Genomic DNA, 16,724 nt, shown 5'->3' with positions numbered 1-16,724 from the left:
ACGTCTCTGTCAGGGGCAAGGACGAGAACATCAGGCTTCTATCGACACACGCGATCCACTAGTTCCACTCGCACCACCTGCCCTGCCGCCGCCTGACGAAGCCCCGCCAATTCCCGTGCCACTGCCGTTGCTGTCATAGCCACCAAACCCGGTGGATAGAGGCGGATTACTGGTATTTGTTCGCGCATCCGGTGTGAAGTATTCCCTATCATCCTGGTCAAACGGATCCGCATTTGGATCATAGGCAAACGGATCATCCCGCTCGGTAACAGGTTCTGGCCGCGGTTCTGGCAGGCTGATGCCCCCAACGGTCACGGTCTGGTCCTGCAACCGTGCGGATACCTCGCCAAGATAGCCCTGGAATGCCTCTATAATTCCTGACCGTGCCTGATCGGTGATGTTTGGCTCGGCGGCGGCAAGCTGCGCCTGCAGGATATTATCCCCCGCGACCTGCGAAACGCGGCTGCGATCTGCGGCACCGGCAATGCTTTGACGATCCGCCTGTAACGACAGTTCCCGGCTGGAAAGGGCTTCCTGCGCGGCATCGACAAGATCACGCGCATTCGAAACTGCCGCATCATCCGAAACATCAATGGCGGAGAAGCCGGTGGCCAGTCCCTCGGTACCAGATGCAAACAGTTCGACATTCAGGCGATCACTGGATGTCGTGCCGGACCCGATCTGCAATTCAATTGTTCGGTCACTAATAAGCAGATCTTGACCATCGTAATTGCTGCTGGCCGCAATATCGTCGATCTGTTCGAGATAATCCTGAATCTGTGATGAAATAAATGCGCGCTCGGTCCGCGAAAGCGATGAATTGTTTTCAACGCTGGTGACCAGCGTATCAATCTCATCAAGAACCGAACCGATCCGCGAGAGATCGTTGGCAGCGACATCAAGAAGATCATCTGCGCGCCCAAGTGATCCGCGCAGGCTCTGGGATGCAGCACTACTATTGCGAAGAGCATCATTGCTGCGGCTGGTATTCTGGGAAGTACTGCTTTGGATGCTGTTGACGGACGCAAGCAGACGGTTCTGCGGCGCAATCGCGCGCGCGGTGTCAGTATAGACCGGATAAGGGCTACCAACTGCCTGCAATACCGTTTCCGCACAAAAGCCGGTTATGCAGCTACATGCCGCGCCCCGGTCCGAACCACAATGGTTCAAATCCGGGCAGCCCATCCTGGAAGTCCGGCGGAAAAACCAGACATAAGTATAGCGTATTTGAGGTTAAATATTAAACCAAAACAAGCAACTGAAGAAGTTTACGACAAAGCCGACTTCGGGCGATGCAAAACAGCAAACAATTCAAGATGCGATGACCATAAAAACTGGTCTACCGGCACCACCTGTTTCAGCTCATAGCCACCATTGCGCAACACCCTGATATCACGCGAAAAAGTTGCCGGATTGCAGGATACCGCAATCAGCCATTCCGGCCCGTCGACAGCAAGATACTCGCACTGCGCCAACGCGCCTGCCCGCGGCGGATCAAACAGCACCAGATCAAGCCCCGAAAGATCGGGTTTATCCAGCGGCCGCCGGAACAGATCGCGTTCGACAACCTTGATCGGACTCGACGATTGCCCCACCGCATACTGAAGGCTGCGCACTGCACGTGGATCACTCTCGACCGCCACGACATTGCGTCGGTCCCCGCCGAGTGCCAGTGCAAAGGTAAAGCTGCCAATGCCGCAAAACAGATCGGCAACATGGCGGGCCGGAATGCGTTGCAAGGCCGTCTTGATGGCATTGACAAGCGATGCCTCGCCACTTTGCGTCGCCTGAAGGAAACCACCGGGCGGAACCGGGACATCAATCCCCTCAAATGCCACGGTCGGCGTACGGCGTGCGGCAACCGGCTCATCATTTGCGTCGCCGACTTTCCAGCTTAGCCTTGCCAGATCAAGATTTTCGGCAAATTCGGCCAGATCCTGCCGCATATCGAGCCCCGGCTCGACCCCCGCATGTATCACCACATCAAGGCCATTGTCTGCACGGGTCGCAAACACTTCCTTGATCGTCTTGGCAGCATCCGGATCACATTCGCCAAGAAAGGTTTCAAAGGCATCACGAAACGCCATCAGGTCCGGATGCAAAACCGCGCAGTTGGTAATGTTGACAACAGTGTGGCTGAACCGGCCATGGAAACCAACATGAACACCGGTTGCCCCCACATGAACCGCAAAACCCGCCCGGCGGCGACTTGCCGGCGGCGAAATTTCGACAGCCCCCACCAGTTCCTCTGCCTCGTCGGGATCAATTCCGGCACGCTGAACTGCGATAATTGCCTTCTGGCGCTTCCAGTCGCGATAACTGTCATCATCAAGATGCTGAAGCGCACATCCGCCGCAGCTTTCATAATGGCTGCACCGCGGGGCACTGGCAGGAGCACTGCGCGCGATCAGTTCGACCAGTTCCGCACCATATCCGTCACCGCGTTTCTGACGCAGCGCCACACGCACTTCATCCCCAGGCAGTACGCAATCGACATAGGCGATGATACTGGAACCATCCGGCCCCGTGATGCTTGCAATACCGTCACCCCGCGCACCGATTTCACGGATAGTCGTCGTCGCCTCAAACCCGATCAACGGATCGCGACGCGGCGCGGACTTACGACGCCCACCGCGGGCACGGGGATTACGGTGATGATGTTTCATGAACTCTCTCTTTGGATCGATATTTCTAAGCACCTTGCGGGATGGCGCGTCGGACATCGACATACACCAGATATGCTATGGCGAACAGACCCGCACAATGCATGGCTGCCCAAAGGCCGGAAATCCGCCTTTCGCTCCGGCAAGTGACCTGCCGGTCAGTTGAAATTTGGCTTTTATTGTCTTTTGCGCACGCTCAAACCCTTAAAATCGTGTAAGAATGCCCCCATAAACAGCGTAGTGGATTAATCTGGGGGCCACAAAGCGCGGTGAGGCCATTTTCGATAATCACAAGAACGCCGTCCCGTCAGTGCAATCATTGTGACAGCTGCCAATAGGTGCAATCTGTCCCGTACGGTCGAGACGCAGAATAATATCACGGTCCGCCATAACCGTGAGACTTGGGGAAGACATGGAAGACGATAACCGGCCAACTGAAGAAACAGCAACCGAGCGCAAAACAGGCATTCGCAAGCAGGCCCTTCTTGCCAGCTTCATGACCGCTGTGCTGCTGGCACTCTCGACCTTCCTGCTCTGGAGCAACGCGCTTCAGAACCGCGATACAATGCTGCTGTCGTCTGCGCGGATCATGTCTCTTAGCATCGCACGGCAGGTCAAACAGATCGTCGATAACAATCTGCATGTGCTGGAAACTTTCGCCGATAACTGGCAGGACGGCGCACCGACGGAAGAACGCGACTATCTTAGCCTCGCCACCCCACTGCAGGCCCGCTTCCCTGCCCTTCAGGCCGTAAACTGGGTCACGCCCAATTACATCATCATGTATGTCGCCCCGATTAAGGGGAATGTCCCGGCAATGGGTGCGGATCTTAAACGCCATCCGCTTGCCGGCCCGGTTCTTGATATCGCACTTGATCAGCGCCGCACACAGATCACCCCGACCCTTGAATTGCTGCAGGGTGGTCGCGGCTTTGCCGTCTATACCCCCGTACTCAGCCGGGATGGGCAGATCATTGGCGTGATCAACGGTGTTGTGCGCATCCGGACCATGCTGACATCGGTTATCGATGACGAGGGTATCATCGGTTATTCGGTCCGTGTCCGCGAAGGTGACACCGTCCTGTTTGACCTTCAGGGCGAAGGTGATGATCCCAGGCTGGAACAGACTACCGCCGTCGACATTGCCGGTCGCCAGTGGCATGTCGATGTCACGGCTGATCCGGCCCTCGCAAATCAGGCCATGTTCAGCCCGGAAATGGTTCTGTTTATCGGGGCGGTCATCACGATCATCATGACCATCGTGGTCTTTGTTCTTGCCAATCGGCAACCGCGATCCTCGGGCCGCATTATCCATCACATGCGTGCTCCTGATGATATCAGCGACCTGTCGCTTGCCATTACGCGACTGGACGGTCATCTGAAATCCATGACACCCGAAACCGCAGATTTCTTTGACCTGCGTGAAGAAGATTACGGTTTCATACGGTTCTATAATCTGGCGCCGGAATTCCAGTCCGACGGCACCGCATCACGCCGGGCACAGGAAAAGATGTTATTGGCACTCAGCCGCGGTGACGAGGAAATCCGCCGCGAATGGGTGGTTCGCAGTGCCGAAGGCGTCCATGTCGTTTGCGATCTGTCCATGCGTCCGTCGGTCAATCATGACGATTGCGTGGATATCACCCTGCATCACAATCCGGCGGCCAACGCATCGGTCAATCGCCTGCGCTATCTGGCAACGCATGACCCGATGACCGGCCTTCCCAACCGGGCCCTTTTTGACGACAGGCTTAACCAGGCTGTTGCCCACGCCAAACGCTATGAAAAACTTCTGGCTGTGCTGGTCGTTGATATCGACAATTTCCGTGCCATCAATGACAGGTTTGGTTCCGATATCGGTGATGAAACACTGCGCACCGTTTCTGGCCGTCTACGGGCGACCGTTCGGGAAAAGGATAGCTGTGCGCGTTTTTCCGGCGATATGTTTGCCGTGATCGCAACCGATCTGTCCGAGGCCGAAGGTGCCGCCCTTGTCGCGGAACGGATCGTCGAAGCAATGTCCCAGCCAATTCAGGCGGGTGGCAACGATGAAATCCGCCTGCATGTCAGTGTCGGGGTTGCCCTTTATCCAAATGATGCACGGGCACCGTCACAATTGCTGGCAAATGCGGATGCCGCGATGTACCGCGCACAGAAATCCGCGGAATCGTCCTATTGCTTCTTTGTGGAAACGATGAACAGCGTCATGCATGCGCGCCTGTCTATGGAAACGCAGTTACGCCGTGCAGTCGATGAAAAACGCTTTATTCTGGAATTCCAGCCGCGCTATCGCACATCGGACAGAACCCTAACCGGGTTCGAAGCTTTGCTGCGCTGGATTGATGAAAGCGGCAAGCGACGCCTGCCGCCCGATTTCATTGCCGTTGCTGATCGCACGGGCCTGCTATCCCCATTGGGGCGCTGGATCATTGAAACGGTCTGCAAACAGATCGCTCAATGGCGGGATGACGGCTACATCCCGGTTCCGGTCGCATTGAACGTATCAAGCCGCCAGTTCATTCAGGCAGACTTGCTCAAAAGCATTGTCGAATTCACCAAGGCGCACGAAATCGATCCCGCGATGATCGAAATCGAAGTGTCCGAAGAAATTGCGATGCGCGACCCGGAACGGGCACTTGGCCAGTTCTATCGCTTTGCGGAGGCGGGCATTGGTCTGACGCTGGATCATTTTGCCGCGGCCAATACTTCGCTCCGATATCTGAAACGGTTCCCGGTGCAGCGGATCAAATTGTCCAAGGCATTGTTCAATATCGCCCTTGATGAACAACCCGAAAACAGCATCCTGCAACCAGCCATCCGGCTGTGCAAAAGCCTTAACCGCAAGGTGGTTGCTGTCGGGGTCGAAACCGAGGACCAGCTTGCCGTCCTGCAATCCGCCGATTGTGATGAATTACAGGGCTTCCTGCTGTCGCCACCAGTCGATGCGATTGAAACGACCGCACTGCTCAGCCATCAGAACCCGACGGACAAATCACCAGCGCGAAGCTGAATTTCGCGGACTTTCAGGATAAGCCACAAACAACAGGGCCGGGTCAGATACCCGGCCTTTTTTTTCACGTTGTTACAACAGGAAGGTTGCGGCTAATCCCAGGAAGGCAAAGAAGCCAACCACATCGGTAATCGTCGTCAGAAATACCGATGAAGACACGGCCGGATCAATCCCCGCCCGCTCCAGGCCAAGCGGGATCAATGCGCCAAACAATCCCGCAAACAGCAGATTGATGATCATGGCAGCCCCGATAACGGCACCCAGCAAACCACTATCAAACCAGAACCATGTCACAGCCCCGGTCAACACCGCAAACGCGAGCCCGTTCAGGCCGCACACGGCGACCTCCTTGCGGATGACACGCCAGGCGTTGGTGCTGGTCAGTTCACGCGTGGCAATCGCGCGTACGGCAACCGTCAGGGTCTGGGTCCCCGCATTGCCCCCCATCGAGGCCACAATCGGCATCAGAACCGCCAGCGCAACAAGCTGCTGGATGGTTCCCTCAAACACACCAATGACCATTGATGCCGCAATCGCCGTAAAAAGATTGACCAGCAACCAGGTAAAGCGGGATCGCGTCGTATCAAGAATTGCGCTTGAAAGGTCGTCTTCCTCGCCAACACCGGCAAGGCGCATCATGTCTTCTTCATATTCTTCATCGATAACGTCAACCACGTCATCGACCGTGATCACGCCGACCAGTCGGCCGCTATCGTCAACAACCGGCGCCGAAATAAGGTCGCGCTGACGGAACAGGTGGGCGACGTTTTCCTGTTCTTCGGTCACGACGACCGTGCGCATGTTCTCAGAATCCATGACATCACGGATCAGAACCGGGCGGTTCGTGCGGATAGCCCGTGAAAGCGGCACAATCCCGACCGGGCTGTAGCGCGGATCAACCACGATGATGTCATAAAAGTCATCCGGCAGATTTTTCGCAGACCGCAGGAAATCGATGGTCTGGCCGACCGACCAGTAATCCGGAATCGCCACCAGCTCGCGCTGCATGATACGGCCGGCGGTATATTCCGGATAGGACAGCGCTTCTTCAACGCGCGCACGTTCGATATCGGAAAGGGCCCCCAGAAGTTCTTTCTGGTCCTCTTCTTCCAGATATTCGACAACCTCGACCACGTCATCCGAATCGAGTTCGGAAATCGCTTCGGCCACCGCCTCGGTACCGAGCAGCGAAATGACCTCTTCGCGCAACTCGTCATCAAGCTCGGTCAGAAGTTCCGGATCAAAATCCGGGCGGATCAGATCAACAAGTTTGACGCGCTGACTGCTGCTCGCCCACCCCAGAAGGTCGGCGATATCGGCAAAGTGAAGTTCGGAAATCAGTTCTTCGGCGCGCGATACGTCATCGTCGCCCAGTGCATCAAGAATCTCGCGCGCATATTCAGGAGTAAGATCGACATACTCGTCACCAGACGACGTATTTTCCGCCGGACGTTCCAGTTCTTCGACCTGATCCGTCATCTGCCCCTCCTCTGAATGTGTTGCGCGCTAAGTTCGTTCCTGCACTTCAATTAAAAATGCCGTGCCGGGCCATTTTGCCCGACACGGCTGTTTCTGCGCTATCGGTCAGGCCCGGTCAAGGGCCGCGCGATAGCAATGTGCGGTTAATTGTATTCCTGACTGCGATTGATGGCATCAACCACGGCAATCGCACTCATATTGACGATACCGCGCACCGTGATCGACGGGCTGACGACGTGGGCCGGTTTGGCCGCACCGACCAGAATCGGACCAACCGGCAAACCATCGCCCAGCATTTTGACCATGTTGTAGGAGATATTCGCCGCATCAAGCGTCGGCATCACCAGAAGGTTTGCCGAGCCTTTCAGCATCGAATTCGGGAAAATGCGGGACCGGATTTCTTCGGAAATCGCGGCATCGGCGTGCATTTCACCCTCAACCTCAAGATCCGGTGCCAGGGTACGGATCAGTTGCAACGCATCGCGCATCTTGCAGGCCGATTTGTTTTCATGGCTGCCAAAGTTCGAATGCGAAATCAGGGCTGCTTTCGGCGTGATCCCGAAACGTTTGACCACGTCGGCGGCCATGATCGCGGTTTCCGCAACATGTTCCGGCGTCGGATCAACTGACACATAGGTATCGGTCAGGAAGAATGTCCCCTGCTTCATGATCATCATATTGACGGTCGAGAAGTCGGTAACCCCTTTCTGCACGCCAACAAGGTTCCGCACATAGCGCAGATGACGCAGGAAACCACCCTGGCAACCGCACAACATCGCATCCACCTCGCCGCGACGAAGCATCAGGGCGGCAATCACGGTCGGCCGGGTCCGCACGATGGAACGCGCATATTCCGGGTTGATACCGCGACGGCCCATGATGTTGTGGAAATCCTGCCAATCCTGTTCGAAATGCGGATTGTCTTCCGGATCATGGATTTCAACCTGCTCGTCCGGGATCAGGCGCAGGCCAAGTTCGGCAATGCGTTCAAGGATCACGTCACGACGACCGATCAGGACCGGATGGCACACACCGTCATCGACCAGAACCTGACAGGCCTGCAGAACACGGCGCGATTCGCCTTCGGGATAGACAACGCGTTTCTTGTGCGCGCGTGCCATGTCAAACACCGGCTTCATCACCAGACCGGACCGGAAGACAAAGCCTTCAAGCTGCTGACGATACGCATCGAAATCCGTGATCGGGCGTTTGGCAACGCCACTATCCATTGCGGCCTTTGCTACGCGCGGCGGAATTTCAAGCATCAGGCGCGGATCAAACGGCTTCGGAATAAGGTATTCCGGGCCAAAGCGCAGCTCCTGCCCGCCATAGGCAGCGGCCACAATGTCGGAGACCTCGGCGGTTGCCAGATCGGCAATCGCTTCGACCGCGGCAATTTTCATTTCCTCGTTGATCTCGGTCGCGCCAACGTCAAGCGCACCGCGGAACAGGAACGGGAAACAAAGAACGTTGTTAACCTGGTTCGGGTAATCCGTACGTCCGGTCGCCATCACGGCATCCTGGCGGATTTCCTTGACCAGTTCGGGTGACACTTCCGGGGTCGGGTTGGCCAGCGCCATAATGATCGGGCGTTCCCCCATCTTGCGCAGTTCTTCCTCACCCATGATGTTCGGCGCCGAAAGCCCCAGGAACACATCGGCCCCTTCGATCACGTCATTCAGGGTCCGTGCATTGGTATCGATGGCATATTCCGCTTTCCACGGATCCATCTCTTCCTTGCGTCCCTTGTAAACAACACCGAACCGGTCGGTTACGGTGATGTTTTCACGCGGCATGCCCATGGAAACCAGAAGGTTCAAACACGCAAGTGCCGCAGCCCCGGCACCCGATGCAACAAGGCGCACCTTGCTGATATCCTTGCCAACAACCCGAAGGCCGTTGCGCACGGCTGCGGCAACGCAAATCGCCGTACCATGCTGGTCATCGTGGAAAATCGGAATGTTGCAGCGTTCGCGCAATGCCTTCTCGATAATGAAGCATTCCGGCGCCTTAATGTCTTCCAGGTTAACACCGCCAAATGTTGGCTCAAGTGCCGCGACGATATCGATGAATTTCTGCGGGTCGGTCTCGTTTACTTCAAGGTCGAAGACATCGATATTGGCGAATTTCTTGAACAGAACCGCCTTGCCTTCCATCACCGGCTTGGATGCCAGCGGACCAATCGGGCCAAGACCCAGAACCGCCGTACCATTGGAAATCACGCCAACCAGATTGCCGCGCGCGGTATATTCGGCAGCGGTTTCAGGGTCTTTGACGATTTCCTCGCAGGCGAACGCAACACCCGGCGAATAGGCCAGCGCAAGGTCACGCTGGTTTGCAAGCGTCGTGGTTGCCGTAACGGACAGCTTCCCCGGGGTGGGATACCGGTGATAGTCCAAAGCCGCTTCGCGCAGCTTGTCATTTCTGTTTGCCATAAGAATACCTTTTAATTTCAGGTATTTGAGCCAAATTAACCTTAAATTGGTTAAATCCTGATTATTTTGTCTTTAAGTGGGGCGCACAGCGTAGAGCACTTTCAAGCCGGTTTGAAGCATTCAGTTCAAAGAATCACCCAAACACGGCAAGGGTCAGCATTGCATAATTTTCAACACCACACCGCAACTTTCCACGTTCCCGATCCGATAGCGGTCCCGTTTCATATGGGGATCATCAGAAACGAAAAAACCCGCCATCTCTGGCGGGTTCTTTTTCATGACCCTTCCCGAAGGAAAGATCCAGATAATGGTGCGGTCGAGAAGACTCGAACTTCCACGGGGGTTAGCCCACAGCGACCTCAACGCTGCGCGTCTACCAATTCCGCCACGACCGCATATGTCTTGTCTGCAAACCCATGAGGTAATTTTGCGGGCTTGCCTTGGTGCGGAAAGGGAGATAGCAAAAAGGTTACCCCTGATCAAGGGCTCATTTCACTTATTTGACAGGAAAAATGCAAACCATCGCCCCTGCCGCGCAAATTCCCGACTGGCGCACCGCCTCCGGGTTGGTTTCCTACCCCGAAGCACTGGCCGAAATGGAAGCACGCGCCGAAGCCATCCATGAAGGCAAAGCCACGGAACTCGTATGGTTTCTGGAACATCCGCCGCTATATACGGCCGGAACCAGCGCACATGCCGAAGATCTTGTCGATCCGGATCGCTTCCCCGTCTATGACGCGGGACGCGGCGGCCAATATACCTATCACGGCCCCGGACAGCGCACTGTCTACCTGATGCTGGACCTCAAAAGGCGCGGTCGGGACGTTCGGGCCTATGTCCATAACCTTGAAGAATGGGTGATTCGCACGCTGGCACTGCTTGGCGTTGCCGGCGAACGCCGCGATGGCCGGGTCGGAATATGGGTTACCCGTGAAGGCGGACGCGAAGATAAAATCGCCGCCATCGGTGTGCGGGTGCGACGCTGGGTCACGTTCCACGGCATTGCAATCAATGTGAACCCCGATCTGTCGCACTTTGGCGGGATTGTTCCCTGCGGTATTTCCGATCACGGCGTCACCAGCCTTGCCGATCTTGGCGTCGATATTTCTATGGCGGAACTCGATAGGCTGTTAAAACAGACCTTTGTCGAAGTGTTCCCCGGATTCGCAGATGAGTGACAGCCCGAAAAAGGTTGCCAAAAACAGCAAAGCCAAACCGGGCAATTCCCGGAAGATGGGCGAAAGCATCGCCGAAGTCGGCATGGCCGACGCGGAACGCGATATTCTGGCCGAACTCGACAAGGCGTTAAGCGAGCATATCTCGCTTCTGCTGGGATGGAGCCGTCGCCTTACCCTGCCTGCTGGCAAGACTGGCCCAGCCCCCCTTCATGACCACAGCGATGATCACGATTGTGACTTCGGGGCATGGTATGCGCTTAATCGCCACAACAGGCTCATAGACCAGCCTGCGATGCATGCGCTTGCCGCCACTCATGAACAGCTTCACGCATCTGCCAGACGGCTTCTGGAAGGCCACGAGATCGACGGCGATGTCGACGAAGCCGAATTTGAAATGCTGTCCCTGCGCGCCGAATCGTTTTTTGCGCAGCTTCGCCGTCTTGAACGCGCGTTCCGGACGGCGCGCTCCGATGTTGATCCGTTGACGGGGACCTATAACCGGCAAACCATGCTGGGCGATCTTGGCACCGAACGCGAACGCGCGGTGCGAACCGATACACCAACCGCAATTGCCCTGGTCGATCTGGATCATTTCAAGGCGGTCAACGATACCCACGGCCATCAGGCCGGTGATCTGGTTTTGCAATCGGTTGCCGGTATCCTGCAATCCCATGTCCGCCCGTTCGACAAGGTCTATCGGTATGGTGGCGAAGAATTCCTGATTTGCCTGCCAAATGCCGATATGAAGCAATGCGCACGTGTCCTTGAACGCCTGCGTCGCGTCATCGAAGCATCCCCGGTTACGCTTAATGACGGCACGATTTTGCCTGTCACCGCCTCCATCGGGGCCGCCCCGATGACCAAAACCCGCACCATCGAACAGATCATCGAAAAGGCCGATCAGGCCCTTTATGCCGCCAAGGAAGGCGGGCGGAACAAGGTCCGGGTCTGGCGCAATCCCGATGGTGAAAAAGATAGCGGCAAGCCCGACAAATCAAAATCCCGCGACTGAACCCGACACGCCTTTGCGTTTTCCAGCGCAGGAAAGGCCCCTTGTCGCGGGGAATACCCCAGACCACCCCACAATATCGAAAATGTGATCGCCTTCCCAACCGGCATCAAATCGCCGGCACTTCACAAAATTTTCCATATTTTTCATCGGCTAACGCGCAACCCGCGGCAAAAATCCGTCCGGGAAACAAAAAATTCTACTAAAGCGCAATCTTGTCTTCACAAGATGGAAACATATCTGCAAACTATAATAATAAAAGGCAGCAGGGTTCCGGCGACGGGCCTGAAAACGAGAGAGAGAAGCTGCCAATGGGAGGGAATTCGGTTCGGACAGAACGGAGGCTCCTGATGTCCACTGCGACTGATTTCGTGCCTGGCGATCCCGCCTTGATGTTGACGGTACTACGCGGTGCCGAAGGCAACCTTGACCAAAGCGTCCTTCTTGAACGCATTTTATCCCTGTTTTGCACCGATGATGATGGCAACCAGATCATTGTCGAAGACACGCCCGATCTTAGGCGGCGGATCAGCATAGCAATTTCACATTTGAAAATTGCTGGTCTGGTGCACACCGAAACGGATGGCAGCCTGTCCATCACGTCCCTTGGTCGGGCCATGATGATGGCCTATCCAATGGGCATTGATGACGGGGTATTGTGTTCGCTACCGGCATTCCGTAATCAGATTTACGACACCAATGCGCCGGTTGTGCATGAACGCCATCTTCCCAATCCTGCTTATGGATCGGGCTTTTCGGCGGGACTGGGTTCCCATCGTCTGACCGAGAACCCCTATCCATCAGACAGCCGCGACCATGAAGACTGGCTGATGGGCTGGGACGAGGCCCTTGACCAAAGCAAACGCGAAGCGGAAACGCTTGTAAGCTAGGGGACCATCCCGGACGCCCAAGGCGATCCGGCATGAAAGATTTGCGGACCGGCACCATTTGGGGGAACCAGGGCGGTGCCGGAATTGACCAGACCGGTATCGATCCGGTCGGCCCGGATACCCGTCCGATGGCCACTGACTTGCCCGCCGACTGTGCCCGGGTACGCGTCCGTACCGCCACAGCCAACAGCCGGGCAACGTACCCTCGTCACCCTGTTTTCCCGATAATACGATGCTTGTGATTTTATCGCGCGGCAAGGCGAATCAACCCGGCCACGGTGTCGCCATTTCTAGTCGTTGTCGGGTTTGGAATTCGGATTGGCTGCCCGAAAGAATGAAACCACATTATCCGTATCGGACGACGCGGCATCGGAAGCACCGGCACCGTCATCGGCGCGCTCACTATCACCGGCATCTTCGCCGCGCTTGGCCGCTTCGATGTTATCGTCCGTTCCATGGGGCTTGGTATCATCGGCGGGCGACACGGCACCTCGATAATGGCCGTCATGCTGCCTGTCGGCCTTGCGGTCCTCGGCGTCCTTTTTCGTACGCTCGCCCCGCGTGCGGCCATGCAGGGCCCGATTGGCATCGGCCTGCCTTTCCTTGGCACTGCGTTTCTTCTGCTTGCGCACCTGCCGCAGATTAACAAGATCGCCCATGCGAACGTCCCCTTTCATCCCGGTCCAAAATGACAAACGGGCACCCCGATTGATCAGGGCACCCGCCTAGAAGCTTGGCAAACCGTTGATAAAACCTGCCTCAATCCGTCTTAGCGGACGAAGACGTGGACCTCGTTGGCCGAAACCGAGGCACTGGTCGCATCAGAAACACGAACACGCGCGCTGGGCATTCCCATATCTGTCAGGGAACGCAGAACCGACTGTGCATTGCGTTTTGATTTGTTGCTGTTCAGCGCAACCTGCGCCGGGGTCCCGCGATTCGGCGTTACCGCAACAACATCAAAGCTGGCCTGCGGGCGGCGCTCCAGAACGCGGTTGACCGCATTATAAAGCGCCTGCTCGTATTTCACGCTCGGGCTGTCGAAACGGATAACGACCAGCGGACGATCGCTGGTCGATGCCATGCTGCTACCGGCGGATGCCGGTGCAGCCTGCGACTGGAAGACACGCTTGGAAAGCGCGTCGCCGAAAATCTCGCCATTCTTGACAGCCAGCGCCAGCGCATTGAGGTTCGCACGCTCGTTGCTGACATAAGACGTCTGACGGGCAAGGCCTTCGCTGATTTCATTGAGAAGACGGTCAATCAGCACCGTGGTGCGGTTGGTTTCGTCTTCCAGCAGTGCGAGCTGACGGTGATCTTCGTCAACCGCGCCGGAAACCTGATAGGCAGACCGGACAGATTCCAGAAGGAAAGTCGACAGCGTCGAATCAGCGGCCACTTTGTTGGCCAGCGAATTCATCGCCGCGATATCGTCATTCACACGATCAAGTTCCTGCTGTGCAGTATTCCACTGCTGCACCAGAACCGGGTTGCCCGGCGTGGTACCAACCTGAAGCCGCGCGCTGATCGCTGCCACAGTCCCGTGATAGGCCTGCGAGTTGCGAACGGTCTGCGCACGAAGCTGCTGCAATTCGTTGCTGTGATCACTCAGCGCCGATTTCAGGCGATTGAGTTCGGCCTGCATGTTTTCGACCTTGGACCCGACAAAGGTCCCGGTCTGCGACATGCCGGTCAACGGTTGAGAGCTGCGCGCAACATCGGTCGACGTCGTAGCATCTGCCCCGCTTGTATCGGCCATCGCGGCCGAGTTTTCAGTGCCGGCATTCTCTTCGCCAGCCAAAGTCGGCCAAAGGGCCTCTGAAGAAAAAGAACATCCCCCCAGCAAAAGGGCGGCGCCGATTACGGCGAGGTAGGTTTTACGAACGGCCATTTCGATCTATTACCTAAGTAGGAATAAGCGAATCTCCCTGGGCCTGCTTTTTTATGAATTGAAACAAGCCCCTGCTCCCCCGGGATTGAATGCATCTTAGTCCACGACCACGTGTGGAACAAGACGCATTTGCCCCTTTTTTAGCCATAGTTTGTCATATCCGTGTCAAACGCAACAAACCGGGGCAGAACAAGGCCCTAGCAGCGTGAAAAAACCTGCTGTCGGAAAAAATACGGTTTTTTGAAATTTACCGCTTGCAATGCCCCGCTCGTTTGCATAAGTTCCGCTCCGCCGACGGGGAGCACCAAACGCAAACCGGCGGAAACCAAGGCAAAGCGCCCGTAGCTCAGCTGGATAGAGCATCTGACTACGAATCAGAAGGCCGGAGGTTCGAATCCTTCCGGGCGCGCCATTCAAAGGCCCGACGTTAACGCGTCGGGCCTTTGCCATTTCCGGATCATGCAGCACCGCGCCCCCGCTTTCATCCGATAAAACCGCCGAAATGTGAACCGGATTACACCTTTTGGCCAATTCCCCGCCCTTATCGTGCAACTTTTCCCCGCCATCCTTGCCCCTGCCGGTCCCTCAAACATATCAGGGGAACGGCCCCGTAACCCGCAAGGAGACAGGAATGGATATCGGAAAAATTCTCGGTGGCGTACTCGGCTCCGGCAGTACCGGCCAGATCGGCGACCGGATCAAGCAAGCCACTTCCGGCGGATCGTCCGGCGGGATCGGCAAGGCGCTGGGCAATAGCGGCCTTGGAGGCGGTCTTGTCGGTGGCGCGCTAAGCGGCGGATTGATGTCTGCGGTTCTCGGGTCGAAAAAGGGCCGCAAAATGGGCGGCAAGGTGCTGGCGTACGGCGGCACCGCACTGGTTGCAGGCCTCGCCTACAAGGCATGGCGCGATTACAGCAACCGCCAGAAACCGCAAAGCCATGCCCGTGATACCGATCTTGCCAGCATTCCTGCCGATAGCGGCTTTGCCCCTGAACAGGAACGCGGCGAAGGTGATGTTGATTTCCGCCTTGCTTTGGTGCGCGCGATGATCGCTGCTGCCAAGTCGGATGGTCATATCGATCAGACCGAACACAAACGCATTGCAGCCCAGATCGAACAATTCGAACTGGGTGCATCGGAAAAGGCTTTTCTGTTTGATGCCTTTTCCGCCGATGCTGACCCATTGGCGATTGCCCGGCTGGCCCGAACCAGCGAACAGGGTGCGGAAATCTATCTGGCATCCAGCCTGTCGATTGATCCCGATGATCAACTTGAACAGCAATATCTTTCAAGGCTTGCCGGATGTCTTGGCCTGCCCGATGAATTGCGCACCCACCTTGATACGCAGGCCGAAGGTGCGCGGCAGGAATTCGCAAACGCTTAAGCCCAGACAACGAAAAACAGGCCCGAACAGTGTCGTTCGGGCCTGCAGTTGCAATATCCTGTCAGCCCGGCTCACATCGCAGGCATGATGACCGTATCAATCACGTGAATGACGCCGTTGTCGGCTTCGATATCGGCCTGGGTTACTGTCGCACCATCAACCATGACGCCGCTTGTGGCATTCACATCAATGGTGTCGCCCTGCACGCTGGCAACTTCCATTTCCTTACCCGCGATATCGGCTGCCATCACTTTGCCCGGTACAACGTGATAAGTCAGAATGGCGACCAGCTTTTCCTTGTTTTCCGGCTTCAGAAGGTCTTCGACCGTGCCCGCCGGCAGCTTGGCAAAGGCTTCGTCGGTCGGCGCAAACACGGTAAAGGGTCCTTCACCCTTAAGGGTATCGACAAGCCCGGCTGCCTGAACCGCGGTAACAAGCGTTTTAAAGGACCCGGCAGATACCGCCGTATCAACGATGTCAGCCGCCTTTGCCGGAAGACTTGCCAATGCAAATGCCGCTGCGGCAACGGTTGCGATCACGGTTTTCTTCAAAGCAGTCATGTTTCGAACTCCTGTCCATATATTGTCGGATGTGCCCGACATCTCTGCTGTCGAAAAACCTACGCGCCGTGCCCGGTAAACGGATCCATCGTGATGCTTCATTTAATTGTGATAGCCACCCTGACATCCACATCAGGCTGGCTTGCGTACAGGAACGCTTGTGCAAGTTGAAAACGGGAAAAAGCCCGTGCCCGGAAGTGGCAAGGAATGCTATGCTTGATGCCA

Annotated in this window: 13 protein-coding genes and 2 tRNA genes; 6 read left to right on the top strand and 9 right to left on the bottom strand. The window is 56.3% G+C overall.

Annotation, left to right across the window (positions count from 1 at the left end; genetic code table 11):
* Positions 1–30 precede the first annotated feature (30 nt).
* Together R1T41_RS11380 and R1T41_RS11375 are read right to left on the bottom strand one after the other, a co-directional pair.
* Entirely contained in the window at positions 31–1,101 is a 1,071-nt protein-coding gene (locus tag R1T41_RS11380) for a hypothetical protein (protein ID WP_317337114.1), read from the bottom strand.
* A gap of 167 nt (positions 1,102–1,268) precedes the next feature.
* The gene (locus R1T41_RS11375; protein WP_317337113.1) at positions 1,269–2,666 is read right to left on the bottom strand and encodes a class I SAM-dependent RNA methyltransferase; all 1,398 of its coding nucleotides are present in this window, start codon (positions 2,664–2,666) and stop codon (positions 1,269–1,271) included.
* Between the two features lie 409 nt (positions 2,667–3,075).
* Here R1T41_RS11375 and R1T41_RS11370 point away from each other — a divergent pair, with 409 nt between their 5' ends.
* Positions 3,076–5,673, top strand: a complete 2,598-nt coding sequence (locus tag R1T41_RS11370) for an EAL domain-containing protein (protein WP_062958640.1) — start codon at positions 3,076–3,078, stop codon at positions 5,671–5,673.
* Between the two features lie 72 nt (positions 5,674–5,745).
* Here the strand turns inward: R1T41_RS11370 and mgtE are convergent, their stop codons facing one another.
* The 3 genes from mgtE to R1T41_RS11355 form a co-directional block, all read right to left on the bottom strand.
* Positions 5,746–7,152, bottom strand: coding sequence for a magnesium transporter (gene mgtE / locus R1T41_RS11365; protein ID WP_062949460.1), 1,407 nt, complete (start codon positions 7,150–7,152; stop codon positions 5,746–5,748).
* A gap of 143 nt (positions 7,153–7,295) precedes the next feature.
* Positions 7,296–9,587: an NADP-dependent malic enzyme gene (locus R1T41_RS11360; protein WP_317337111.1), complete on the bottom strand. Its 2,292-nt coding sequence runs from the start codon at positions 9,585–9,587 to the stop codon at positions 7,296–7,298.
* A gap of 308 nt (positions 9,588–9,895) precedes the next feature.
* Positions 9,896–9,982 (bottom strand) — tRNA-Leu (locus tag R1T41_RS11355).
* 117 nt (positions 9,983–10,099) lie between these two features.
* Between R1T41_RS11355 and lipB the strand changes: the two genes are divergently transcribed.
* From lipB to R1T41_RS11340, 3 genes are all read left to right on the top strand, one after another.
* Positions 10,100–10,765 carry a lipoyl(octanoyl) transferase LipB gene (gene lipB / locus R1T41_RS11350; RefSeq protein WP_062949464.1) on the top strand — a complete coding sequence of 222 codons (666 nt, stop codon included), beginning with the start codon at positions 10,100–10,102 and terminating at the stop codon, positions 10,763–10,765.
* Entirely contained in the window at positions 10,758–11,777 is a 1,020-nt protein-coding gene (locus R1T41_RS11345) for a diguanylate cyclase (protein WP_317337110.1), read from the top strand. The genes lipB and R1T41_RS11345 overlap by 8 nt, the downstream gene beginning before the upstream one ends.
* 347 nt (positions 11,778–12,124) lie before the next feature.
* On the top strand, positions 12,125–12,664 hold the full coding sequence (locus R1T41_RS11340) for a hypothetical protein (RefSeq protein WP_062949470.1): 540 nt from the start codon (positions 12,125–12,127) through the stop codon (positions 12,662–12,664).
* On the opposite strand, the gene R1T41_RS11335 is transcribed toward R1T41_RS11340, so the two are convergent.
* The 3 genes from R1T41_RS11335 to R1T41_RS11325 form a co-directional block, all read right to left on the bottom strand.
* A complete protein-coding gene (locus tag R1T41_RS11335; RefSeq protein WP_317337109.1) occupies positions 12,661–12,876 on the bottom strand; it encodes a hypothetical protein in 216 nt (71 codons plus the stop codon). The two genes, R1T41_RS11340 and R1T41_RS11335, sit on opposite strands and share 4 nt — an antisense overlap.
* Before the next feature lie 78 nt (positions 12,877–12,954).
* Complete coding sequence (locus R1T41_RS11330; protein WP_062949472.1) at positions 12,955–13,323, bottom strand: DUF4169 family protein; 369 nt, start codon at positions 13,321–13,323, stop codon at positions 12,955–12,957.
* A gap of 110 nt (positions 13,324–13,433) precedes the next feature.
* A complete protein-coding gene (locus R1T41_RS11325; protein WP_062949475.1) occupies positions 13,434–14,555 on the bottom strand; it encodes a hypothetical protein in 1,122 nt (373 codons plus the stop codon).
* Between the two features lie 335 nt (positions 14,556–14,890).
* Between R1T41_RS11325 and R1T41_RS11320 the strand changes: the two genes are divergently transcribed.
* Positions 14,891–14,967: transfer RNA gene (locus R1T41_RS11320), tRNA-Arg, on the top strand.
* A 219-nt stretch (positions 14,968–15,186) separates the two neighbouring features.
* Positions 15,187–15,939, top strand: a complete 753-nt coding sequence (locus R1T41_RS11315; RefSeq protein ID WP_317337108.1) for a tellurite resistance TerB family protein — start codon at positions 15,187–15,189, stop codon at positions 15,937–15,939.
* Between the two features lie 71 nt (positions 15,940–16,010).
* On the opposite strand, the gene R1T41_RS11310 is transcribed toward R1T41_RS11315, so the two are convergent.
* Positions 16,011–16,499 carry a fasciclin domain-containing protein gene (locus R1T41_RS11310; protein WP_062949478.1) on the bottom strand — a complete coding sequence of 163 codons (489 nt, stop codon included), beginning with the start codon at positions 16,497–16,499 and terminating at the stop codon, positions 16,011–16,013.
* Positions 16,500–16,724 lie beyond the last annotated feature (225 nt).

The organism is Thalassospira lucentensis (genome assembly GCF_032921865.1).
Lineage (GTDB): Bacteria > Pseudomonadota > Alphaproteobacteria > Rhodospirillales > Thalassospiraceae > Thalassospira > Thalassospira lucentensis_A.
This window is presented reverse-complemented; position numbering and strand designations above follow the sequence as displayed.